Source organism: Adhaeribacter aquaticus DSM 16391, assembly GCF_000473365.1.
In the GTDB taxonomy this organism is placed as follows: domain Bacteria; phylum Bacteroidota; class Bacteroidia; order Cytophagales; family Hymenobacteraceae; genus Adhaeribacter; species Adhaeribacter aquaticus.
Map to the genome: position 1 here is coordinate 480,817 of NZ_KI421517.1, position 24,909 is coordinate 505,725.

The window sequence follows — 24,909 nt, forward strand, 5'->3', positions numbered from 1 at the left end:
GACATAACCTAAGATTTGGACTATTAGCTTAAACCTATGTTCTTTTTCAAAGACTTCTGCCGGGAAAAAGTATCGCTACAGCTTTTGGTAAATCAGGAATTTACTATCGTGAAAGCCTTATTAGATTAATGCTAACCTTAATTTTCCCAACGCCTAATTATATTTTACAACCTGACGAGAGGCAACATCTCAAGCCTCATTGGGAGCTTTGGGCTGAGGACGATCGGGACTGGTTACCGGGGCATTAATTTTGAAAATAGAATGAAAAACAAGGGATACGCCTAAACCTACCAAACAACCAAAGGCAACAGCACTTATTCTGCTTAGGGCAGCATCCCAGGGATGTACCCCTGGCTCATGCAGTAAAATAATAATTAAGGCGGCTAAAGTAGACCGGGCGGCATCATTCAGTTTTAACCGGTCGCAGATAAACAAAGATATAGCAGCTCCTACACAAATATTTACAGGATTTGGAACGCGGGTTAATAAGATCAGGATACCAGTAAGACCACCAACAATATTGGCTTTTATGCGGGTTTTGGTAAGGTTTAAGGCGTCCTTTCCTTCCGGCGACAACACCAAAACCACAGAAATTAAACTCCAGGCATAATCAATTTCGGGAATTAGCCGGGCAATTCCGTAACACAATAACAGCCCCGATATATTTTTTAATGTGTAAATGATTAAGGTCTTATTCCGGTCGCTCATTGAGGGTAGTAGGATCATCGTTAATTTAAACAAGGCATTGGAGCTTAGTTTTGCCTGTTAATTATTCAAAATTTTATAAGTATAAAGCTTTAATTTTCATTATCAAAGCCTGCTTAGTCGTTATAGCTAACCTGGCTGCTATTCACATAAAAATTAGCATCTACCACAAATTTACCGGTACTTGACCCAGTTATTTCTTTCCAGGTAGTTTCGGGCTTCAGCCATTTCTCCTGACCATTTATTGTAACCTTAACCGGCATGTTAAAGCTTTCCAAGCAATTTGCCCAACGATAAGCTATTTTATTATTTATTATTTTATACTCCAGCTTGGGCACCCGCACATCGCGCAAGTACTGGTTAAAAAAAGCGTTTAAATCTAGGTTAGCTTGTTTAGCCAAGTAATTCTCTATTTGTTGTGTGGTTACTGTTTGATGATAAAATTCTTTATTCAGTCCCCGCAAAATACTCCGCCATTTATCGTCATCATTAATGAGCTGCCGTAAAGTGTGTAGCATATTAGCTCCTTTGTAATACATATCGCCGGAGCCAGGATAATTAACATGGTAATAACCAATAATGGGCCTATCGTTATGTATTTTTTTACGGGTACCTATAACGTATTCGTTTCCAGCTTTCTTACCATAGTAATAATCCAGGAAAAGTGTTTCTGAATAAGCCGTAAAGCTTTCATGAATCCACATATCGGCAGCATCCTTATAGGTTATATTATTTGCAAACCATTCGTGCCCTGATTCATGTACTATGATAAAATCAAACTTCAAACCCCAACCGGTAGAGCTCAAATCATTCCCCAGATAACCGTTCTTATAGCCATTTCCGTACGTAACCGAGCTTTGGTGCTCCATACCTAAATAAGGCACTTCTACCAGTTTAAAACCATCTTCATAAAAAGGATAAGGCCCAAACCAATGCTCAAATGCTTTCAACATCCGGGGCACTTCCTTAAATTGTTTTTTGGCCTTACTCAGGTTATCCCGCAGCACATAATACTGACAATCCAGGTTACCTTTTTCTCCTTTATAAACTTCAGAAAAATGAACATAATCTCCCAGATTAACATTAACCCCGTAATTATTTATTGGGTTAGTGACAGCCCAGTAAAAAGTTCTGGTGCCGTCCGGGTTGTCTACCACTTTTCGTAATCGTCCATTCGATACCTCAACCAGCTGCTTGGGAACTGTAACATTTATTTGCATACTGTCTGGCTCATCGTACATATGGTCTTTGCAGGGCCACCACAAACTGGCTCCATCACCCTGACAAGAAGTAGCCACAAACGGATTCCCCTGCTTATCTCTGCTCCAGGTTATTCCACCACTCCAGGGCGGTCGTTCACTTACCTGGGGCTTTCCACTATAAAATACTTCTACTTTATTGATTGCCCCTATTTTTTGAGGGGCTGTCAGGGTTACTAAATAAGCATTGCCCTCCCGGAAAAATGTTAAAGATTTACCTTCCTGCGTTATCTTATCAATACGCATAGGTGGTTGCAAATCAATCTGCATCACTTGCTTTTCCTGCAGTACCCGGTAAGCAATAGCATTCATACCTCTAATGCTACTATCAGCGGGGTTTAGGTGCATATTTAAATTATAGTGGACTAAATCCCACCAGGCTCGTTCTTCTGTAATAGATCCGCGTAAGCTATCCTGCTTAGTGAAGACTGGCACCTGCGCCTGTAGCCGGGCAGTTGTTAAGCCCAAAAAGGTTATTAGAAAAAAATAGCGGAATAAACTGTTATTGTAAATCAAGAGCTAAGCTTAAAAGAAATTAATGATATTTAAATATATTTCAGATAAAGAGCTATCAACCATTTTACCCACGTAGGTTAAGCTACATTATCTTTACGATCACTGTGGCCCAAAAACTTATCCGGCGCTATCCGATCGCGAATCAGTTGTTTTATTTCTTTGGCTTCCGGAAAACGCCCCTCTTCTTTACGCGAATAAATCAATTTGCCATTAAGAGAAATAGTAAATACGCCGCCGGTACCCGGTACCAGGGCCACCTCGCCCATTTCTACCTCAAAAGTGGTTAATATCTCCTGGGCTAACCAGGCTGCCCGCAATAACCACCTGCATTGGGTACAATAGTTAATTTCTACTCTTGGAGCATTCATACTGTTTAACGTTAATTAAAACGAATTCCGAAATTATTTCTTTTCTTTAAAAAAAGTAACAGGTCTTACCATTTAAGTTATTTATTGCCTTTACTTCTTTTGTTTAACTTGTATTTTTGTAGCTTGGTTATAAAGGTTTGCGCTCAAAACTATCAGATTTTTTATATCACTTTCATAACAATCTCCTATTATCCTAATCCAGATTATCAGGATAACAAAAGAATAAATCTTTTCCGATATATTTACCCTTGATGCGCCCTTTTACTTCTACTTTAATTTTCATTCCCAAACTAAGAATTTCCTATTCTTTACTTATTTTATTTTCAATATTTCTATTACTTACTCCTAATCACCGGTTATGGGCCCAAAATGAAGTACCTAGTAAGCTGCATCCTTATACCCACGCTTATAAAACCGTTGATTCTTTAAACGAACTTGCTTTTGAAGTTAAACGCCACCACGTAGATAAAGCCCTCACGTTATTGAATACCTCTGCCAACCTGGCTATTCATTATAAATACTCTAAAGGCGAAGCCACCTCACTTTTATACGAAGCAGGTATTTTTCATCAAAATGGGTATTCTAAAAGGGCTTTGTCTTTATATTATAAGGCTCTGGAGATAAGCAAAACCATCAAGGATACTTTTAACATTGCCCGGGCAAATCAGCAAATTGGCAACGCTTTAATGGAAATGAATAAGCTGGAAGAGGCTGAAGTTATTTTTAAAGAAGCCATGAGTAACTATGTGCAGTTGCACCGCGCCGAGGATGTCATAAATATTAAAAATTACCTGGGTTTAATAAACCTGCAGCAGCAAGATGTAAAGGCAGCAGAACAGTATTTGGAGGAAGCGCTTCAGGAAAGTAAAAAAAATAATTACCACTACGGCTCCAAAAAGTCTAATTACAATTTGGGCTTACTCCACCTGGCCCGGCATAATTTGCGACAGGCCAGCGCTTACCTTAAAGTAGCCTTAACTCTGGATCAGCAGAAAAATGATAGGTATGGTCTTTCGCTTACCCAAAATAAATTATCAGAGGTTACCGCTCAGGAAGGAAACCTGCCAGAAGCCATTGCCTTAGCCACTGCTGCCTTACAGGATGCCCAGGCTATTTCGGCGATGCAACTGGAGATTGCAACCTTTAAAAACCTGGCAGGTTTATATAAAAAACAGCAAGATTATGTCCGGGTGGCAGAAATGCAGGAAGCTTTAATAAAAGCCCAGGAAACCCTTTTCGAAAAAGAAAGAACCTATGCCATAGATTTTCTGGATATGCTGAAGCAGAAACAGGAAGAACAACTAGGCTATGAGAAACAAGCCGTTGAAGCCAGACACAAAGCAGAAGTATCTTATTTTATTCTGTTCCTGGTAATCCTGGGGCTAATCATAATATCATTCGTGGCCTTTATGTGGTATAAAAATTATCAGAAAGCCAAATTATACAGTAAAGAATTAAAAAATAAAAACGAAGTGATTGAGGCAAATGCTGCCCAGCTAAACGAATTAAACCAAGCTATTTTAAAACAAAATACCCGGTTAGAAGAGGCTATCCTCTTAAAAAATAAACTAATTTCTATTATTTCGCATGATCTGAGGCTCCCTCTGGTAAACACGAAAGGTTTGTTACAGGTTATTCAGGAAGGTGTATTAAGTAACACCAATACATTGCATTTACTATCAGAATTAGAAAAACAATACGGCCGCTCCCTTTCCCTACTGGACAGTTTATTATTCTGGATGAAAAGCCAGATGCAGGGCACCATTGAGTTAAGGAGAACGGACTTAAAAAGTTTATTGGAGGATATCATTCAGGAACAGGAAATACCGGTGCTGGAGAAAAAGATTAGCATCCTGAATGAAGTAGCCCCCAATTTAGCGGTTTTGGGAGACAAAGAAATGCTTAAGGTAATTTTCAGGAACCTGCTTTCAAACTCACTAAAGTTTACCAAAACCAATGGTAAAGTAAAGCTAAATTCCCTGGTAGAAGCGTCTAAAGCCATTCTTATTCAGATTGAGGATGAAGGGATAGGCATGACCAAAGAGCACATCCAAAACATTAAAAATAAAAAGTACTTCTCTACCAGAGGTACCCAAAATGAGCTTGGAACAGGTATAGGTTTAATGATATGCCTGGACTTGGTAAACCGCCACGGAGGCGACCTTCAGGTAGAAAGCGAACTACACAAGGGTACCCGATTTACGGTCCGGTTGCCTTACACTGAACAAAATTAAATAATCAGGTCCTGGTAGGCAGGATGCCGTTTTACATAGGCCTCCACCACCGGGCAGGACGGTATTACTTTCAGGTTATTTTCCCGAGCAAATTCTAACCCGGCTTTTACTAATTTATCAGCCCAGCCTTTATTACGGGCAGCTTCCGGCACAAACGTATAATCCAAATCCAACACATCCGCTTCCGGATAACTATAGGTCAATTCGGCTTCCTCTCCTTCTATATCGGCGTAAAAACGCAGATCTTCTTTATCGTGAATAACTTCCATGGCAACTGTATTTACTTTGTTGCTGTACGGTTTTGGGATGGGATGGATGCCTGGTAGCCGAAGAAGATATATCTGGCACCATAACTTATGGCTTCTATACCAATAACTTTAAAAATTTAAGCTCTTTACCCCAGCGTATAAAAGGAATAGTTAATAAAACCGAATAGCGGATTTTTTAATTGAATTGCTTTAAAACTGACAATAGGAGCAGCTGTTTTGATTTACTGGGTATTTTTGGGTATACCTGTTTTCTTGGCATCCTGCTCATACGCCAACTGCATAAACTTACGCACCTCCTCATTTAAATCATCCTTACTGTAAATGCGACAATGATGGTTCCAGGTGTTGGTACCCGGTAGTTGCGAAACCTTTATAAAGCAAAAGTTTTCGTGGTAAGGCTGGCTAAACTGAAAAACAAAATGTATAAAATCTTTTCCTAATTGGTTGATGGAGCAAAAGCGGGTATTCTTAGCTAATGCAATTCGGGATTTAGCTGGGTGCAATATAAAATCCCCAATTTTTTGGTACTCCTCTAAAAAATGGTGGAAGAGCTCCAGCGTATGGGTAGTTTTACCTTTGGTAAAATCGGCTACCGATTTGTCGTTGCACGAATGCCCCTGGTTGGTGTGTAAGAAACGGTGCTGACAGTTGGGGCAAACCCACATGATTTACTTTGTATATAATTATTTATTCTGGCAGACCAGCAAAAAAATAAGCTATTACTAAAACAAAACAACCACCAATTGCTAAACTTTCCAGTTGGTGGTTGTTTTGTTTTAAATCAGGAACAGTTAGTTATTTGGATACCAGTTCCGTAACCTTACTTCAATTTCTTTATTATCGGCGTTTACCTGTTTCTTAAAACTTTCTACATCGCTCAACCCGCCCTGACCACGGTAGTGATACGGGTAAACGATTTTTGGTCTAAAAGCCAGCACCGCCTGAGCCGCCTGGTTCACATCCATGGTGTAAGGCAGGTTCATGCTCAGAAAAGCTACATCAATATTTTTTAACCCTCGAACTTCCGGAGTATCCTCCGTATCGCCGGATAAGTACACATTTTTACCGCCCATATTTAAAATATAGCCGTTACCCCGGCCTTTCACGTGCATGGCATCGGGTGCTTCCGGCAAATTATACATGGGCACGGCAGTAATCTGAATACCTAATTGGGTTGTTTTGTCGCCATTTTTCAAAACAACTAATTTCTTCTTCAGGTTATCAGTTAATTTTTCGGCAACGGCTTGGGGTGCTACAATTACGGCTTTAGCTGTATTTATGCCTTCTAACGTCTTGAAGTCTAAGTGGTCGCCGTGAATATCGGTTAGCAGAATCAAATCCGGATCGCCTAGCCCGGCAAAGCCCTGGGTCCCGCCATAAGGATCCACAAAAATAGTTTTGTTATTCCATTTAAAAGCTACTGTACCGTGCTGAATGGGCTGAATAACTAGTTTCCCATTTTTGGTATCTAATTGATCGGGAGCTGGTAGTTGCGCTATGGCCGAGTAATAAGTAAAAACTAAAAGCAGGAACAGGATGTTTTTAATTTTCATAGTTATAGCTGTTTAAGAAGTAAACAATTATATAGTTAAAGGTTTATTTAAATTCAAATAATTTACCAGATTAAATCTTAGGCACTTTGTATTCCTAAAAGTAGCAGCTCCGCTATTGCCTGAGGCAAAATTATTTTATTTGGATTCTATTGGTTAAGGTAATTCCCAATTATTAATGGTCCTACTTTTCATCAGGCAAAAAAAGTTTAGGTCAGGCACGGAAACCAAACTTATCCGGTAATTGAATAATTCTGTTAGCCATACTGGTAGCAGTTAAACAAAAGGCCATTCCTACTAGAATGGCCTTTGGCAATAATTTTATTATATCTGAGAGGATGCAGTTGGTGTCAGAAAGGTTCGGGTTATTCGGGACACAATCTTAGCATCTAAATAATCCGGCAAAGTTCTAATTCTTTGCCACTCCGGATCACCACCGAAAGCTTTCCAGTTTGCATCATGTTCAGCCATATCATCGAAGGTAAGCATGTATGTTAAGTTCGGGCGCATTTCGCCAATAATGGTTTCGCCAAAGAATACCGGAGTTAACCCAACCCGCTTAAAAATAGCTAATTCGCCTACATTGTTAAACATGTCGATCTTCTTTTTTCCGGCTACCTCGCTGTGGCTTTCGTACCGACGTAATTCAAATATGCGCGACTTTTTCTCTGGCACAAATAAACGGGGCATTCCGGCAAAGGCTTCCATCAATGAACTCTCCATGCGTTCATAGGCTGGTTCGGTAGCTGGAGCATTTAAATAAGCGGCGCCTGCTTTGTTATGGGTGGCATCGGCAGCCAGTTTAGCCGGCATTTTAATAAAGTTTTCTACCGAGCTATAAGGTATTAAAATATATATTTTACTTTGCCCTTCTGGCTGTAATTCTTTAAATACCCCAATATTTTTACTACCGAATTTATTTAGGGCAGGTATAGCGGCTTGCGCAAAGTAATTTTCTACAAGCTGTTGCTGTGTGCTGTTTTTTAAACTATACACCCGCAATTCGTAAAATTCCGGGGTTGATTTTTGTTGTGTATCTGCAAGATTATTTCCTAAACTTGTCTGCGACATAGTTCCTGCTAACGTACCCGCCAACAAGGATGTTTTTACAAAGTTGCGTCTTTTCATAAGGCTTAAAAATAAACTAAATATTTGGCAAGTTTACTTTTCAGCTGTTTTTTTACTTTTAACCTGATAATTGGGCTTCTTTAAGCCAGCCTCTTAAGGTGGTTAAGTCTTTCCGCATGGCTTCAATTACGGTAGATTCCGGTACCGTTAATTTTCTGGCTCCGGTATCGGCACCGCCTAAGGGGTATTCCAGATGCAGCGAAATAGGTCCGCTTATATTATATTGCTTTACGAGGGCAAAGAACTTTTTAAAATCTACCATTCCTTCTCCCAAGGGGGTGTATTGAATATCCCATTTCCCATTTTTCTTTATCCAGAAGAAATCTTTTATATCCAACGTCTTAATATGAGACTGAATAGCTTTAAATCCTAAAGGCCAGGAAAACCCGCCTTCTAATGTGGCGTGTTTAATATCATATTGGCTCCCCATCCAGCGCGGGTCCATTTCTTTTATCAGGTACCACAAGTCCCAAACCGGAGCACCTACATCCGTGCCGGAATGGTTCTGATAAGCCCCCTGAATGTTATACTTCCGGTTAAGGTCAGCCAAGGCTTTTAATTGTTGCTTATACTTCTGGAGGGTTGTTTCCATAGGCACGCCATCAGGATAAGGCAGGTATCCGAGGCGGTAATATTTAACACCCAATTGGCTGGCCGTTTTAAGAATGGGCTCGGTCAATGGGTCTTTTGCATCCGTAATTTTGGTTGTAATCATGGGCACCGAAAGCCCAGCCTTATGAATTGCAGCTATAGCTTTCGGCAACTCTGTTTCCACATGCTCCGGTTTCACATGCCCATCTGGCCTTACCGTTAAATCTATGCCATCAAAGCCTATTTGGGCGGCGGTTTGGGCCATGGCCTCATATCCTAACCAATGCATTTGCTTAGAGAAAATACAAACCTTCATTGGTTCATCTGCGCCTGAAGATACTCTATGTGTAATAATATTAGTCGATTTTCCGGCTTCGGTGGTTATAATAGGGAATGCCATCCCTGCCGTAGCCAGTAAGGTCTTGGCTATAAATTCTCTTCTGGATGAAACAGGAACTTCTTCTTCCATGTAGTTAAGGATTATTACGGGATCAAAAAGAATTTAAAAGATAGGTTATGTATAGCTTTTAGTATAGGCTTTTATGCACCTTTACCAAAAGTGAACTTTATCGGTCCAAAGGTTGACTCAGCATTCAGAATATTAATCTAATAATTTTCCGGAACTAACATAGCCAAGTTGCTTTAGCGCTGGATTATCTGCACGGTCCAATTTAAGGTTTACGCGAAAGTGGGTATAGAAAGTAGCTTAAACTAACTTTATTTTACTACCTCTTCGCTCTGATTATCTTCGGTAACTTTTAATAAAACAGACTCAATATTGCGCTGCGATTTCTCAAGTACCTTAAACTCATATTCATTATAAACAGTAGTATCGCCTATCTCTGGTATTGTACCGTAAATAACATTAATTAAGCCTCCCACGGTTTCGTAATCTTCGCCTTCCGGCAACGGAAAAGGAAGAAAATCATTTACATCCAGGATAGAAGCAGCGGTACTTACCTTAAATTCAAAGTCAGATAACTTTTCCACTACCGGCACTTCTTCATCGTATTCATCCTGAATTTCGCCTACCAGCTCTTCCATAATGTCTTCCATGGTTACAATACCCGACACCCCACCAAATTCGTCAGACACAATAGCCATGTGCAAGTGGTTGGCCTGAAAATGCTGCAGCAAGCGGTTAATTTTTTTGGTCTCGGGCACAAAATAGGCCGGTCGTATTAATTTTTCCAGGTTAATAGGCTCATTGCGCCGGATAACAATCAAAAGATCTTTTACATACAGAATACCTACAATATTATCAATGGTTTCGCGATAAACAGGAATACGGGAATACCCCTCGGTAAAAACCAAATCCAGGATTTTGTCTTCTGTGGACTCCAGGTCTAAGGCACATAACTTGGTACGAGGCACCATAATCTGCTTCACCATCCGGTCATTAAACTCAAAAACGTTTTCTATCAAAACGTGCTGAGAATCCTGAAAAGCGCCACTCTCCCTACTCTGTTCAAATATCAAACGAAGTTCTTCCGAGCTATGCGCCTCCGAACCATGTATAGGCGTAATGCCAATAGCCCGTAAAACCAAATTAGAGAATCCATTCATAAACCAGATTAATGGTCGGAAAAGAAAATAAAAGAATTGTAATGGAATGGATATGGCTATACTAGTAGCTTCCGAGCGCTGAATGGCCAGAGATTTGGGTGCCAACTCGCCAAAAACAATATGTAAAACCGTAATAACTGCAAAAGCAATTGGAATGGCTATTTTATGCGCCAGATCAGCATCACCGGCAAAACCAAAGGCATGCATAATTTTGATAACAATTTCTGCCACAACGCTTTCCCCTATCCAACCTAAGCCCAAACTGGCCAGGGTAATGCCTAATTGGGTAGCCGATAAATAAGCATCCAGATTATTTATCATTTTTAATGCAATTTTTGCCAGCCTGTTACCGGTTTGGGCCCGCAACTCCATCTGGGAAGCCCGAACTTTTACTATTGCAAATTCGGCAGCCACAAAAAAACCGTTGAGGAAAACCAGGAGTATTGTTAATAATATATTCAGAATCATAGTTTCGCAATTGCAAGGAGCGGCGTGCCTTAGCCTAATAAACCCCAAAGATATCATTAAGGAAATATATTCAAAGGATTACGGCTTAGTTCTGCTCCATATTAGCAAATAGTATTATATGGATTTACAAAAAATAAGTTTTACGGGTTTTAATTCGTTATTTTGTAATAGTAATGATCCTACACCGCAAAAGCGGACTGAGTAATGAAATTCCAAAAAATTGTATGGCTGATTTTATTGTTAAGTATAAGCCACTTAGCAGCCGTGGCTCAAATTCTGCAACCTGCCCGCTGGAGTTACGATGTAACCCGGAACGAAGCAAAGGTAAATGAGGAGGTTGAATTAGTTTTTAATGTTACCATACATCCGGATTGGTATTTATATTCCAGCGATTTTGACCCGGATCTGGGCCCAACCGTTACCACCTTTACATTTCAAAAACACCCTTCTTATGCTTTAGTAGGAAAGATAATACCCATAAACCCGAAAAAAAAGTTTGATAAAGTTTTTGGTGGCGAGTACACTTATTTTACCAAAACCGCACAGTTCCGCCAAAAAATAAAAATCTTAAGTCCAGATTTGACAATCAAGGGTAGTTATGAATACCAGGTGTGTACAGACAAAGACGGCAAATGCATTGCTTTCGACGATAACTTTGTTTTTGATCAGATAAAAGTTAATGGCGTTGCAGCAGTTACTCCTCCTGGCCCAGTAGAACAGGTTGCTACTGCAACAACAACTCCTTCACCAGCTACTAATTTAGAGGAGAATGGGGTTTTAGCTGATGATCCTGTTTTTCAGAACATTATTGCAGAGGTAGATGCTGCTCGGGCCGATTCAGCCCAAAAAGCCGGGGCATTGGCCAGTACAAACCTGAAACCTGATTCTGCATCCACAACATTAACCGCACCAACTTATGCGGGTGCTAACGTAGCTGACAATAATCCTGATTTATTGGGCTTTATGCTAGTTGCTTTTTTAACGGGTTTATTGGCTTTACTTACCCCGTGCGTATTTCCCATGGTGCCCATGACGGTCTCTTTTTTTACCGGCAATAGCTCTAATAAAGGACAGGCCATATTTAAAGCTTTTATTTATGGGTTATCTATTGTTTTTACATATACCCTAATAGGTACGCTTTTCTCTAAACTAGCCGGTCCGGAAGCTGCCAATTTTATTAGCACGCATTGGCTACCCAACATGTTGTTTTTCCTGATATTCCTGTTATTTGGGATGTCGTTCCTGGGCTTGTTTGAAATTACCTTACCCAGTTCGTTTGTAAATAAAGCGGATGCGCAAGCCGATAAGGGCGGCTGGTATGGCATATTCTTTATGGCCTTTACCTTAGTCTTAGTTTCCTTTTCTTGTACAGGCCCCTTGGTTGGCAGCCTTTTAGTCTCGTCGGCGGGCGGCGAAACATTAAAACCCATAATGGGCATGCTGGCCTATTCTTCGGCTTTTGCGCTGCCATTTACCTTATTTGCTGCTTTCCCGTCTTTATTAAAGAGTTTGCCTAAATCGGGTGGCTGGCTAAATAGTGTTAAAGTATGCCTGGGGTTTATTGAATTAGCCTTATCCCTTAAGTTTTTGAGTATGGCCGACCAAGCGTATCATTGGGGTATTTTAGATAGGGAAATTTACCTGGGACTTTGGATTGTTATTTTTACGCTACTTGGTTTTTATTTATTAGGCAAATTAAAATTTTCTCACGATAGTGATCTTAAATTTATTAGTGTGCCCCGTATTCTTCTGGCTATCCTGGTTTTTGCTTTTGTAGTTTACCTGATACCGGGTTTGTTTGGAGCACCCTTAAAAAGATTGGCCGGGTATTTACCGCCTCAATCGTCTCTGGATTTTGATTTAACCTCTCTGAACAACGAAAGTAGTTTAAATAATGAGGGAAATATTAGCTTCAAAGCTGATGAACGCTGTGAAACGCCCAAATATGCTGATTTTCTTAAATTGCCCCACCAGTTACAGGGCTTTTTTGATTTAGAACAGGCTAAACGTTGTGCTCAGGCACAAAACAAGCCTTTGTTCATTGATTTTACCGGGCATGCTTGTGTAAACTGTCGCGAAATGGAAGCCAATGTTTGGTCTGACCCGGCAGTTTTGCAACGGTTAAAGAACGATTATGTAGTGGTAGCGTTATATGTAGATGATAAAGCGGAATTACCCCGGCAAGAGTGGTACGTATCAGTTTATGACCAGAAAGAAAAGCGTACTATCGGGAAGAAAAATGCTGATTACCAAATAACTAAGTTTAAAAATAACGCCCAGCCTTTTTATATAATTATGGACCCTGCTACTGAACAACCCTTAGTAGCTCCTATGGCTTATAATTTAAAGGTAAAGGATTTTGTTACTTTTTTAGATGCGGGTATTCAACAATATCATTCCAAATACACTATCAAATAAAAGAGTTTTATCATTTATCACTATCTCTTCTTTTCTGTTCACTGATTTTTTAAAGTGGCAGCATAATTGAGAAGAGTTAATAATCAGAAAAGTAAACCACCAGTATTTAGTTAAAATTTAAAGGGCGGAATTCCTATTATTTAACATTTACTTACGGTTTATAAGAGAATAAATAACTTATATTGAACACCCAAATATGAAAGAAGAAAGTATTGCAGTAGACCGGATGCATGGGTCAATTTACATTTTACTTAAACGATTTGTAGAAGGCACTTACGACTACAGTACCTGGATAAAATTATTGGAGGCGGCTGGTATAGACCATGCCCCTTATAAAATAGATGAAATGTATCCGACGCAAGAAATTTATGCTATTGTAACTGCTGCTTCTACAATGACGGGTATTCCGGCATACGATTTAACGGAAAAGTTTGGTGAGTACCTGGTACCGGATTTGTTATTAATGTATAATAAATTCATTAATCCGGAATGGACTACTTATAACATGCTGCTAAATACAGAAAGCACTTTCCATGGGGCGGTAAAACAACAAGATGGCAGAACTAGTCCACCCATTTTACAAATAAAGAAGGTAGGCGAAAAGCAATTGTTAGTTGATTATTATTCTAAACGTAGAATGGCGGGAGTAGCTGTGGGTATAATAAAAGGAATCGCTAATTATTACCAGGAAAGTGATACGGTGAAGGTAACTCGTTTAACTCACGAAAGTGAGGAGCAAGTACAAATAAAAGTAGACTTTCTTAATTAAAAAGCTGTACAAGATCAATTTATTATCCTGGTTTCCTTTTAGTAAAAAGCAAATTTATAAAAATAAAAGCAGGCTAATCAGCAACCTTTCATTGGTTTGTTGGCTAGCCTGATTTTCATTTAGGCTTATCGGCTTTGTTTAAGCTTTAGCCGCGGTTCTTTTTAAATAAATAGAAAAGACAGAACCTTTATTTTCTTCGCTTTCGAGCACTATTTTGCCTCCATTATTTTCTACAATTCTTTTCACTATATAAAGACCGATACCACTACCATCTACATGGGTATGTACTCTTCTAAACATAGAGAAAAGCTTATGTTGTTGATCATCCCGAATACCCAGACCATTATCTTTAACGGTGAACCGAATAAAACCTCCTGCTACCTCTGTAGAAACAGTTACTTCAGGTACTCTTTCCGGAGATCGGTATTTAATAGCATTAGAAATTAAATTATACATAATGCTCCGCAGATTCTTCCGGGCATATATAATTTCCGGCACAGCAAAATCTGTTTTTATAATGGCTTTGCTGGTTAAAATCTGACCTTTTAAATCTCCTTTAATGTCTTCATACATCTCATCAAAGCTGATTACTTCTTCATTTATATCCAGGTCTTTCTGCACCTTGGTAATATCTGTAAGATCGTTAACCGTTCGTTTAAGCTTATGAATAGAGTCGGTCAGCAATTCTAATAAATATTTATCTTCCGACTCCATCCTGTCCCGGAAAGTAAATTCTATATCATTGGTTAGCCCTTCCAGATTAGCAATAGGTGCTTTTAAATCGTGCGAAGCTGTATAAACAAAATTATCCAGGTCTGTATTTGTTCGTCGCAATTCGGCATTTGTCCGGCGAAGCTCCCCAATCGTGTGCTGTAGCTTTTGGCGGCTTTCTACTAGTTCTGTTACATCAATGATAAATAATAAAACAGCCGCTACGTGTCCTTCCTCGGCAAATAAAGGCTGAAAAACAACATTAAAATACCCTGACCTGCTTACACCTAAATTTTCAATAGTGGCAGGCATTTCATTGCCAACAAAGGCTTTTCTACTCGAAATTACTCCTTCAATTGTTTCAAAAAATCCTTGTCCTTCCAGGTCCGGGTGGGCGTGCCTGATATTTTTGTATAACAACTCTCTATTCCCGTGCAGCTCATTATATCGGGCATTGGCTAAAACATAAACCTGATCAGACGCGCGTACTAAGGCTACGGAAGCCGGCACTTCTAAAAAAATCCGCTGTAAGAGAGCTGCATTTTCTTTGATTTTTCTTTCAGCTTCTTTTCGCTCGGTTATATCTACTATGGAGCCAATATGACCTAAAAACTCACCGCTGGCGTTAAACCTGGGAGTGGCTGTTGATGCCATCCATCGGTAAGTACCATCTTTTCCCTGAATACGATAGTCTTGCTGAAAAATCGTTTGATTTTTGAGTGCCTGTAAATAATCTTTTTTGGCAACTAACAAATCATCCGGATGAATTACCTTCTGATAACCATTTCCGGTGGCTTCTTCTAACGTTTGGCCGGTAAATGTAGTCCATTGCTTGTTTACATAAATACACTGCGAGTTGGTATCGCTGATCCAAATCATTACCGGGGCACTATCGGCCATGGTCTGGAAACGGCTTTCACTTTCCAGAAAAGCCATTTGGGTTTTTCGTTCTTCGGTAATATCCCGGACCTCTACTACTGTAGCTACAGGAGTGCCCGATTCAAATATAGGACGAGCCGCACAGGTAACCTGAAAAAGAGAACCATCCTTACGAATAAATACATCTTCATGAGCTCTTACATCATTATTGGTTGGCAAAGCCCGGTCAATCGGACATTCTTCCATTGGATAAAATGACCCATCAGCCCGACGATGATGGATCATATAATGCAGGGGCTTTTGCCGTATTTCCTCAAAAGTAAAGCCTGTCATTTCTGCTGCTGCCGGATTCATAAAGGTGCAGTATCCTTGGGCATCCATCATAAAAAGAGCAGAAGTGGCATTATTGGTAATGGTTTGCCGTAAGCGGTTAGACCGTCTTAGTTTAGAAACGGACCACACCGCAAAAAACAAAAGGAAACTAATAGATGTACCACCTCCCAAAAGCAAATTTGCTAAATTGTATTCGCCTGCATTAAAATTAGGTAAGCTCCTGTACCGGATGCTCCAGGTTCGGTTTAGTACTTGCAACGGCTCTACCTGGTGATAAGCAGCTTCCTCATCAGATATATCCCCGGTTTCTGTATGTTTATCATAGAGCAGGTTCTCAGGAGTTAAGGAGGTGCCATCATAAATATCTATATCTACAGTACTATAGTTCCGGAAAAACATAACATCCATTAGATTCCGGGCTCGAAACGGGAAATATACATAGCCAATTAGTAATTCCCGCCTTTCGGCTATGGTTGCTGGCAAGGCGGTTCCTTTATATACCGGCATATAAATCAGAAAAGCTGGCTCCTGTTTATTATACCCCGACTGAACTAAAGATACCCGACCGGTAATGGCAGGTTTCCCGGTATCGCGGGCTAGTTCCATGGCTTTTCTACGCGTAGGATCGCTAAACATGTCGTATCCAAATGCCAGCAGGTTGTTCCCTGTAAATGGTTCTATGTAAAGAATTGAAGTATAAACAGAACGTGGACCAACCGGCGTAACCGTGTAATCCGGAAAACCTTCTGCCTTAATATCCTGGATGTGTTTTTCTAAATCAGCGGGTTTAATCACCTTGGAAAAACCAATACCCTGCAGTCCTGGAAAAATTTTCTGTAGCTCTACCGAATTTACATAATCGCGCCAATTTTCCCGGCTTACACTATCAGAGGCTAAAAAGAGCCCTTTTCCGCCTTTCAGAATCTGAATATGGTTATTTATTCGTCTAACTAATACTTCTTTTGTTTGACGAATAACATTAGCAAAAACTACCTCATTATGCTTCCGGGCCTTTTCTTTTAAGTAGAAATAACCAAATACTGTAATACACATACAGGCAACGAAAACAACTAAAGCTGTAAATTGTGCCCGTAAAAACTGCCCTATTTTTTTAAACATGAATAATTAAAAACCGGAGGTAGAATTATTTTATATACTAACACCTACAAGAATACAACAATATAATTATTAAATCAGCTTTCAAAATAGCTCTAAATTTAGCTTATCCTTTCATTGAAAAATTCGACGGGATTTTTCAGGATAAGCAGAAAAAACTATTTCTCCAATCAATATAATAATATAATTCTTTTAGGTAAAAATAAGCTTTAACACAAAGAAGCGGAGGAAACGATAACCACTGATAAAAGAAATTTATTTTTTAACTAAGGTACCTATAAATATGCAAATGCCGCTGAAATAGTTTAATTCAGCGGCATTTGTCCTTATTACTAATACCAGTAGCTTATACTACCGCTACATCATCTTCGTCTAATTCTTCAACACTGGGTTTTTCAAACAAAACCCGCGATAAAGTGGCAGCAGCCAAGCCACCCAAAAAATATAAGGCTACGGTCATTGCTTTCGTTTGGGGAGTGCGCCCACTGGGTTCCGTTCCCAAGCCCATTGGCCCTGGGAGAGCAACCCCTCCAACACCAGCCGCTAAACCCAGAGCAGCTCCGCGCCACCAGGCCTTCCGGCCCGTACCAGTCAGGCTATAATACAAAGAGTTCGAAATAATATCACCTAGTATAGAATACCTAAAAAGAGTTTCCTCGGCCGGTGGCCGCTCATTGAATTTGTACATTCCTCTGGCAATGGCTCGCATACCTAATACATCCATCCGGGGAGCATAAGGCACTAACCGTCGGGCTGCTTCATGAACTAAGGTTAATGTTACCGCACCGGTAATGCCACTAGCCAATGCTACCAAAGGCCTTTTTAATAATGCAGTTGAAGGTTTTTTCATAATCATTTTCAAATTAGGTGGTATCGTAACGCTGGAAGATTTAACCATAAATATTAAACTTCTATTATATACGGAAATTACTTCTTTGTGATTACACTAATATTTCCACTCCGTTCCAAAAAAGCAGCTTCAACATCTTCTACTTTAAGAGTACTTCCATTAGTTCGCATTGCTTCATTCAAATCATTTGCGGTTATGTGGTGTTTATTCATTTCATCCTGGAGCATCCTCCCATTTTTTATTAATTGAAATTCGTGCCCTTTTACTAAATAGCCAAACTTACTATGGCAAGATAATTTGGCCAGTAGCCAATGCAAAAAGACCAACAGCGCACTTGTAATAAATACTGGAAAAAAGGGAGCATTTGCCGTAATCGCTCTGCTTATATTAGAACCCAGGATAATTCCCAACACAACATCCAGGGCAGTGCTTTTGCCAAAAATACGTTTATCGCCAGCCCGAATTATTATTAAAGCAAAAATAAATCCTAATACCCCTCTGATACACATTTGCCACCAGGTGATGGCATCCGAATCCGGACCAATAAATTCACGAATATACATTTCCATAACCTTCAGCTCCTTTTATCCTTTTTTACAATGTCCAGTCAAAACGTGCTGAATAATTTAAAGGTTATTAAAGATTGGAATTTTATGCTTAAAGGTCATCTATGAGATTGAAACAAGTTTATTAAGATATTACTTGAAAAGTAAAAAGCCGGTAATTTCTTACCGGCTTTTTACTTTTCAAGTAATATAGCTATCTATTCTGTTTCACGGGCTGCATGCGCCGCATTCATTTTAAAATTATTTTTTGATCTGCTGGATAAGTACCAGGCTCCGGCAGCTATTATAGCTCCACCCAATACTTTCTGTGTGGTACTCATGCTTTTCACTGTATCAGCAGCAGTAGTGCCATATTGTTTTAAAGAATCTGGTACTTTGTTCATATCCACATTCTCAAACCAAGAGGTTGCTTTGCCCATGAAACCATTAGTACCAGTTTGACCTTGAGCTGTGTTATTTGTTGAATTTTCCATAGTTTTCAAATTAAGTTTAATAAAATCCCTTTTATTTCCTATTAATCTTTTAGGATAGAAGCCTACAACTATACCTTCATAATATTAAATCGGTTATTTTATTATCGTGAAAACTGCTGAAGGGTTTCGTATTAGATAAAGTTTATTTTGCTATATCTTAATATTTAGTATTTTTTCAACAAGAGAAAAAAATTTACTTGGTAGCTGATAAATTTTATATTTCCTTCTCCGAATTTTAAGTACCTTGGCTTCTAGGTTTAATATGCCTGTTTTCTGTCTTTTAGCTATGATGAGTTACGCTGACTTTATTAATAAAATTTCTTTTCGGTTTTTGCAACCACAAACCAAACAACCAATTGGCCTTGGCACACTAAAGCGTACTTTACCCAAAGCCGGTATTTCCTTAGATGTACTTAATACCGTTTTGCCGGAGCAGGACGCAGAAATGAAAGACCGGTTAAAAGAGGTTTGTAAAGTACCTCGTATGTCTACGTTTGCCGTAGGCGCCATGATTAATAAAGCCGTTTCTCAGCTAAAGCCAAATGAGGTTTTCGTAAATGTGGGCGTTTGGAATGGATTCACATTTTTATCCGGAGTAGCGCATAATCCTGATAAAATATGCATTGGGGTAGATAATTTCTCGCAATTTGGTGGCCCCCGCGAAGCATTTTTAAAACGCTTTAACAGGTTGAAAAGTGCAAACCACTCTTTTTACGACATGGATTACCAGGAGTACTTTGCGCGCATACATCAGACCAAAATAGGATTTTATATTTATGATGGCGGCCATTCTTACCAGGATCAGCTAAAAGGGCTGCAGGTAGCTGAGCCTTATTTTACAGATAACTGTCTTGTATTAGTAGACGATACCAATTGGGATGATCCGCGGCAGGCTACTTTGGACTTTATGAAAAATAGTAAGCACGAGTACAAACTATTATTAGATGTAAAAACTTTCCGTAATGGGCACATAACTTATCACAATGGTGTCATGATTTTTCAGCGGGTACCATTAAATTCTTAGTACAATTATATATCTTTTTCTACTTTCCCCGTTAAATACACAACTTAGAAATATTGCAAATCTGATTAACAATATTTCACGTAAGTACATCCATTAGGCGAACAGCCTGCAGTATTATTACCTATATGTTTGTTGCATAGGGGCTTTGGTGCCAAACGGCATTGTAGTATAAGCCTGTTTATCCTTAATCTTTAATGAATGAAAACATGGCAAATTACCAATATTCCATTGACTTACCCATGCCTTCACCCGATTTATCGGCCGACGAGGTAATTCAGTTAGTAATAGAGTCTCTGCAACAAAACGATGCAGCTGATATTGGCATTGAGGTCGCTTTTAATTTTGCCTCACCTGGTAACAAATTAGCTACCGGACCTTTGAATAATTTTAAGCAGTTAGTCAGAGAGCCATTGTTTCAGCCCATGCTAAATTTTTGCACCTATAAATGTAGCGAATTAATTACCGATGGGGAGCGAGCGCAACAGATAATTGTGGTACAGGAAGAGGATGGAACGGATGCAGGCTTTTTGTTTAGTTTATCTAAACAAGACGACGCCCCATACCGAGAATGCTGGATGACGGATAGTGTTACCCGGGTAAAACCAGAATTGTATGGTGTTGAAGTGAAATAGAGTTAAGTAAGGATATAAAACGTATCCTTACTTAACAATTTTTATAGGACTTAGCTGATGGCAAACAAATCGGCCACAACACATTTATCATCCGGTTTGCGGTTATCCGTCGGCGAATCAAAAACAACCAGAACAGTGTTTTCATCCATCAAAGCCATTCCCTCTGCTTTGTCCTGACCAGACGTCTCGCCAAAACCATGCGGAACATCAAATAAACGCTGCAATTCTTTCCGGTGCACAATACTTTCTTCCTCTTTTTTTAAGGCATAAGGCCATCGGTAAACAGCAATAGTACCATCCAAGTCCATGGAAGGCCCCGCTAAAATAAGTAAATCATCGCCTGAAACTCGCAGCTCCCGAACGCCCATTCCTTCTAAATGCAGGAAGTGTTTCTTATATAATTTACCGCAATGGTCTGGTTTCAGCCGGAAAGTATCCGCTCCTATATCTTTTACATTTATTTCTAAAACAGAAGCCCAGCCCCTTAAAACTGGTCCCCGAATACCTAGAAAAATTTTATCTCCACTTATGGCTAAGCCCTCTATATCAAACCCATTATCTTTACCCGGAATGCGCATAAAGTCTTTAAAATGAATATCATCACGCATAACATCCAGCAATTCATTACTTTTGGCATCACCTAATAATTGAGCTGCGGTTAACAACTTTTTTGGATTATTGGGATCAGGGCAGGATTTATAAAGCTTGTACTCCCCGGTATTTTTATCAGCCACTAAAGGAATACGAGCTAATAGGTAACGGTTTGGATCTTCTTTTAACTTAGCTAATCTTTTAATTTGTTTGGCTGGCGGATCTGTTTTACGGGGTTTTTTACGAGCCAAACTATGTGACCCTACCAACCACAAGTAATTTCCGTTATGCCCTAAACCTTCAATATCTATTTCGCAATCAGCTCCGCCCGGTAAACTTAAAAATTTATTCAGCTCGTAAGATTCGTGTTCGCTATAAGTATTTTCGGAAGTTAACTTCAGGCGTTCCAAGCTACTCCGCTCATCACAACTTACCCATAAATAATTGCCCGTCCGAAAGGCTGCCGATAAGCCATCGCGAACATGTTTGCCATCACCATTAAAGCTTTTAGTATTATCAAATTCCAGAACAACTTTACCTTTTTCCATGCTTTTTATACTTTTTAATCAACCCACGCCCTATATAAGGTGGAGGAAATATTAGTTTAACGTAACGTTATTGTTTTAGATAAAACGTACAAGACGACTAGCCCATCCTAAACATGAAAGCCAGCTAATAGCTGGCTTTCATGTTTAGGTAATAAAAATCAGGAGCTCTAATCAGAACTCTATAATTAAATATGGATAGCTCTGTTTTCAGAAGCTGCTAAACACGCTTCTTTCATAGCCTCGGTATAGGTTGGGTGGGCATGGCTCATGCGAGCAATATCTTCGGCAGATGCCCGGAATTCCATTGCCACTACTGCTTCAGCAATCATATCCGCCGCACGTGGTCCAATCATATGCACACCCAGGATCTCATCAGTAGCTTTATCCGCAATTACTTTTACAAAACCATCAGTATCCATTGAGGCTTTAGCACGACCAGAAGCTTTGAATGGGAAAGAACCTGTTTTATAAGCACGGCCTTGTTCTTTTAATTGCTCTTCGGTAAAACCGACACCCGCAACTTCCGGCCAAGTATATACTACGCCTGGTATCAGGTTATAATTAATATGTGGTTTCTGACCTACTATTTGTTCAGCAACTAACACCCCCTCTTCTTCGGCTTTGTGCGCTAACATTGCGCCCCGTACCACATCGCCAATAGCATAGATGCCAGGAACATTGGTTTCTAAAAGGTCATTAACAGCTATTATGCCGCGTTCGCCCATTTGTACACCTGCATTTTCTAAGCCTAAGCCTTCTGTATAAGGTTTACGTCCAATAGAAACCAAGCAATAATCACCGTCAAATGTAACTTCTTCGCCTTTTGGGTTCTGAGCCGTAACTTTTACACCTTCGCCAGTATTGGTAGCACCTGTAACTTTGTGCTGGAAGAAGAACTCGAAGCCTAATGTTTTCTTTAGTACCCGCTGTAATTCTTTACCTAATGCACGGTCCATGGTTGGAATAATAGAATCCATAAACTCTACCACCGATACCTTAGCCCCTAAACGGGCATAAACCGAACCTAATTCTAAACCGATTACCCCACCACCAATAATAATTAAATGCTTTGGAATTTCCTTCAGATTTAAAGCCTCGGTAGAGGTAATTATGCGCGTTTTATCTACCGGTAAAAAAGGCAAAATGGTAGGTTTAGAACCAGTTGCAATAATAGTTTTATCTGTTTCAATTTCCTGCGCATTACCGTCGGTACCCGTAACTTTTATTTTGTTTTTGGAAACGAATGAGCCTAATCCATAATACGTATCAACTTTATTCTTCTTCATCAGGAACGCAATACCATCGTTATTAGACTTAATAACTTCGCTTTTGCGTTTGATCATCTGCTCCATATTAGCCTTTAAGTTATCCAACTCAATGCCGTGGGTTGTGAAGGTATGAGCAGCATTATGGAAATGCTCAGAAGAATCTAATAATGCTTTAGACGGAATACAGCCTACGTTTAAGCAAGTACCACCCAATACATTATATTTCTCGATAATAGCGGTTTTCAGGCCAAGCTGGGCACAACGAATAGCCGCTACATAACCACCCGGTCCGGAACCAATTACAGTTACATCGTATTTCATTTGTTTTTCATTTTAGGCTTTGGAAATTACCCCAAGCCGATTTTATCTTTTGTATAAAAACAAAGGAGGGAAAATAATAAAATCCTCCCTCCTTCTTCAAATTTTAAAAATTAAACGCCTAATAATAAACGCATTGGATCCTCCAGTAATTCTTTTACCCGAACCAGGAAGCTTACCGACTCCCGGCCATCAATGATGCGGTGGTCATAAGATAATGCTATGTACATCATTGGACGGATTACCACCTCATTGTTAATAGCTACCGGACGCTGCACGATGTTGTGCATACCCAGAATAGCTGACTGAGGGGCATTAATGATTGGAGTAGACATCATGGAACCAAATACGCCACCGTTAGTAATGGTAAAGGTACCACCTGTCATTTCTTCCAATGAAATTTTATTATCACGGGCACGGGTAGCTAACCGGATAACTTCTTTTTCAATACCATCTAAAGAAAGTTCTTCAGCATTCCGGATAACCGGTACTACCAGGCCTTTAGGTGCTGATACGGCAATAGAAATATCGCAGAAATCATTAAATACCATTTCGCCTTCATCAATCATTGCATTAACAGCCGGGAATTCTTTTAAAGCAACGGTACAAGCTTTAATGAAAAACGACATAAAGCCTAAACCAACGCTGTGCTTTTCTTTAAACTTATCTTTGAACTTAGCCCGGATATCCATAATCGGCTTCATATCTACCTCATTAAAGGTAGTTAGCATAGCCGTTTCGTTTTTAACCTGTACAAGACGACGCGCTACCGTTTTACGTAAGCTAGACATCCGCTCCCGACGTTGATTACGGTTACCAGATTGGGCACCTGCTGGTGCCGCGGCTGGCGCAGCACTGGCTTTAGCTGGAGCAGCAGGTGCTGCGGCAGGTTTAGCCTGTGCGTTTTGCGCATCTTCTTTTGTAATTCTACCATCGCGGCCAGAACCAGCTACCTGATCTGGAGCAATACCTTTTTCTGCTAGTATTTTACCTGCAGCCGGAGATGGCGTACCTGCTGCATAGGCAGAAGAACCACCCATGGTAGCAGTAGCCGCCTGGGCTTGTTGCGCTGCCGCACCTGGAGCAGCAACAGCTGGTGCAGCACTGGTAACACCAGCTGTACTGTTGGTATTAATGGTACAGATTACGGCACCAACTGGCACGGTTTCACCTTCCGGTGCTTTGATATTTAATGTACCAGCAGCCTCAGCAGGTAATTCAAACGTAGCTTTGTCCGATTCCAATTCGCAAAGAACTTCGTCCATTACCACACTATCACCATCTTTCTTCAACCATTTAGAGATGGTTACCTCAGTGATTGATTCGCCTACAGCTGGTATTTTTATTTCTTTTACTTCACCTCCGGCACTAGCTTGGCCACCACCCTGTCCGGATACTGTTTCTGCAGTAGGTGCGCTACTCGTTGGCTGGCCGGATCCGCCGTAACCTGATTGAGTATTGGCTTCCGGAGCTTCACCACCTGCTGCAGGAGCGGCTACAGCCCCGTCACCAGAGATTTCGCAAATAACTGAACCCACCGCAATGGTTTCGCCTTCCGGCACCCGGATCTTTAAAATGCCTGCGCCCTCAGCGGGTAGTTCAAAGGTTGCTTTATCTGATTCCAGTTCGCAGATAACTTCATCCATAGCTACCTGATCACCGTCTTTTTTAAGCCATTTGGCAATAGTAACTTCTGTGATCGATTCGCCTACAACCGGCACTTTAATTTCAAGACCCATAGTTTTTCTATTTTGGAATA

General features: G+C 40.0%; 21 protein-coding genes. 5 read left to right on the forward strand and 16 right to left on the reverse strand.

Features of this window, described 5'->3' with window-relative positions; all coding sequences use genetic code 11:
* Positions 1 to 189: 189 nt before the first annotated feature.
* From ADHAQ_RS0104115 to ADHAQ_RS0104125, 3 genes are all read right to left on the reverse strand, one after another.
* Positions 190 to 726 (reverse strand): FUSC family protein, encoded by a 537-nt coding sequence (locus tag ADHAQ_RS0104115; protein ID WP_084523729.1) that lies wholly within the window; start codon positions 724 to 726, stop codon positions 190 to 192.
* 95 nt (positions 727 to 821) lie between these two features.
* Complete coding sequence (locus ADHAQ_RS0104120; RefSeq protein WP_245590571.1) at positions 822 to 2,432, reverse strand: M1 family metallopeptidase; 1,611 nt, start codon at positions 2,430 to 2,432, stop codon at positions 822 to 824.
* Between the two features lie 125 nt (positions 2,433 to 2,557).
* The gene (locus tag ADHAQ_RS0104125) at positions 2,558 to 2,848 is read right to left on the reverse strand and encodes an Rdx family protein (RefSeq protein ID WP_026461859.1); all 291 of its coding nucleotides are present in this window, start codon (positions 2,846 to 2,848) and stop codon (positions 2,558 to 2,560) included.
* Between the two features lie 251 nt (positions 2,849 to 3,099).
* Here ADHAQ_RS0104125 and ADHAQ_RS0104130 point away from each other — a divergent pair, with 251 nt between their 5' ends.
* Positions 3,100 to 5,082 carry a tetratricopeptide repeat-containing sensor histidine kinase gene (locus tag ADHAQ_RS0104130; protein WP_026461860.1) on the forward strand — a complete coding sequence of 661 codons (1,983 nt, stop codon included), beginning with the start codon at positions 3,100 to 3,102 and terminating at the stop codon, positions 5,080 to 5,082.
* Here the strand turns inward: ADHAQ_RS0104130 and ADHAQ_RS0104135 are convergent.
* From ADHAQ_RS0104135 to ADHAQ_RS0104170, 6 genes are all read right to left on the reverse strand, one after another.
* Positions 5,079 to 5,351: a GNAT family N-acetyltransferase gene (locus ADHAQ_RS0104135; protein WP_026461861.1), complete on the reverse strand. Its 273-nt coding sequence runs from the start codon at positions 5,349 to 5,351 to the stop codon at positions 5,079 to 5,081. The two genes, ADHAQ_RS0104130 and ADHAQ_RS0104135, sit on opposite strands and share 4 nt — an antisense overlap.
* A gap of 221 nt (positions 5,352 to 5,572) precedes the next feature.
* Positions 5,573 to 6,016, reverse strand: coding sequence for a DUF5655 domain-containing protein (locus ADHAQ_RS24455; protein ID WP_051359696.1), 444 nt, complete (start codon positions 6,014 to 6,016; stop codon positions 5,573 to 5,575).
* 126 nt (positions 6,017 to 6,142) lie between these two features.
* The gene (locus ADHAQ_RS0104150; protein ID WP_026461862.1) at positions 6,143 to 6,904 is read right to left on the reverse strand and encodes an MBL fold metallo-hydrolase; all 762 of its coding nucleotides are present in this window, start codon (positions 6,902 to 6,904) and stop codon (positions 6,143 to 6,145) included.
* A gap of 321 nt (positions 6,905 to 7,225) precedes the next feature.
* On the reverse strand, positions 7,226 to 8,029 hold the full coding sequence (locus ADHAQ_RS0104160; protein ID WP_026461863.1) for an NIPSNAP family protein: 804 nt from the start codon (positions 8,027 to 8,029) through the stop codon (positions 7,226 to 7,228).
* Positions 8,030 to 8,087: 58 nt separating this feature from the next.
* Positions 8,088 to 9,089, reverse strand: coding sequence for a sugar phosphate isomerase/epimerase family protein (locus tag ADHAQ_RS0104165; RefSeq protein ID WP_034256565.1), 1,002 nt, complete (start codon positions 9,087 to 9,089; stop codon positions 8,088 to 8,090).
* A 248-nt stretch (positions 9,090 to 9,337) separates the two neighbouring features.
* Complete coding sequence (locus ADHAQ_RS0104170) at positions 9,338 to 10,654, reverse strand: hemolysin family protein (protein WP_034256567.1); 1,317 nt, start codon at positions 10,652 to 10,654, stop codon at positions 9,338 to 9,340.
* Between the two features lie 204 nt (positions 10,655 to 10,858).
* On the opposite strand from ADHAQ_RS0104170, the gene ADHAQ_RS0104175 reads away from it, so the two are divergent.
* Positions 10,859 to 13,072 (forward strand): protein-disulfide reductase DsbD family protein, encoded by a 2,214-nt coding sequence (locus ADHAQ_RS0104175; RefSeq protein ID WP_034256569.1) that lies wholly within the window; start codon positions 10,859 to 10,861, stop codon positions 13,070 to 13,072.
* A gap of 196 nt (positions 13,073 to 13,268) precedes the next feature.
* Entirely contained in the window at positions 13,269 to 13,841 is a 573-nt protein-coding gene (locus tag ADHAQ_RS0104180) for a heme NO-binding domain-containing protein (protein ID WP_026461867.1), read from the forward strand.
* 138 nt (positions 13,842 to 13,979) lie between these two features.
* On the opposite strand, the gene ADHAQ_RS0104185 is transcribed toward ADHAQ_RS0104180, so the two are convergent.
* The 4 genes from ADHAQ_RS0104185 to ADHAQ_RS0104200 all read right to left on the reverse strand — a co-directional run bounded on the left by ADHAQ_RS0104185 (position 13,980) and on the right by ADHAQ_RS0104200 (position 18,769).
* On the reverse strand, positions 13,980 to 16,883 hold the full coding sequence (locus ADHAQ_RS0104185) for a CHASE domain-containing protein (protein ID WP_026461868.1): 2,904 nt from the start codon (positions 16,881 to 16,883) through the stop codon (positions 13,980 to 13,982).
* Between the two features lie 343 nt (positions 16,884 to 17,226).
* Positions 17,227 to 17,730 (reverse strand): hypothetical protein, encoded by a 504-nt coding sequence (locus ADHAQ_RS24460; protein ID WP_051360146.1) that lies wholly within the window; start codon positions 17,728 to 17,730, stop codon positions 17,227 to 17,229.
* Between the two features lie 77 nt (positions 17,731 to 17,807).
* Positions 17,808 to 18,299: a DUF421 domain-containing protein gene (locus ADHAQ_RS0104195; RefSeq protein ID WP_026461869.1), complete on the reverse strand. Its 492-nt coding sequence runs from the start codon at positions 18,297 to 18,299 to the stop codon at positions 17,808 to 17,810.
* Positions 18,300 to 18,493: 194 nt separating this feature from the next.
* Positions 18,494 to 18,769, reverse strand: coding sequence for a hypothetical protein (locus ADHAQ_RS0104200; protein ID WP_026461870.1), 276 nt, complete (start codon positions 18,767 to 18,769; stop codon positions 18,494 to 18,496).
* 286 nt (positions 18,770 to 19,055) lie between these two features.
* Between ADHAQ_RS0104200 and ADHAQ_RS0104205 the strand changes: the two genes are divergently transcribed.
* Both ADHAQ_RS0104205 and ADHAQ_RS24465 read left to right on the forward strand, forming a co-directional pair.
* A complete protein-coding gene (locus tag ADHAQ_RS0104205) occupies positions 19,056 to 19,793 on the forward strand; it encodes a class I SAM-dependent methyltransferase (protein ID WP_169727978.1) in 738 nt (245 codons plus the stop codon).
* 206 nt (positions 19,794 to 19,999) lie between these two features.
* Positions 20,000 to 20,425 (forward strand): DUF4864 domain-containing protein, encoded by a 426-nt coding sequence (locus ADHAQ_RS24465; protein ID WP_169727979.1) that lies wholly within the window; start codon positions 20,000 to 20,002, stop codon positions 20,423 to 20,425.
* Between the two features lie 50 nt (positions 20,426 to 20,475).
* Here the strand turns inward: ADHAQ_RS24465 and ADHAQ_RS0104215 are convergent, their stop codons facing one another.
* The 3 genes from ADHAQ_RS0104215 to odhB form a co-directional block, all read right to left on the reverse strand.
* Entirely contained in the window at positions 20,476 to 21,564 is a 1,089-nt protein-coding gene (locus ADHAQ_RS0104215; RefSeq protein ID WP_026461872.1) for a DUF3616 domain-containing protein, read from the reverse strand.
* A 185-nt stretch (positions 21,565 to 21,749) separates the two neighbouring features.
* Positions 21,750 to 23,153 carry a dihydrolipoyl dehydrogenase gene (gene lpdA, locus ADHAQ_RS0104220; RefSeq protein ID WP_026461873.1) on the reverse strand — a complete coding sequence of 468 codons (1,404 nt, stop codon included), beginning with the start codon at positions 23,151 to 23,153 and terminating at the stop codon, positions 21,750 to 21,752.
* Between the two features lie 110 nt (positions 23,154 to 23,263).
* Positions 23,264 to 24,889, reverse strand: a complete 1,626-nt coding sequence (gene odhB / locus ADHAQ_RS0104225; protein WP_026461874.1) for a 2-oxoglutarate dehydrogenase complex dihydrolipoyllysine-residue succinyltransferase — start codon at positions 24,887 to 24,889, stop codon at positions 23,264 to 23,266.
* Positions 24,890 to 24,909 lie beyond the last annotated feature (20 nt).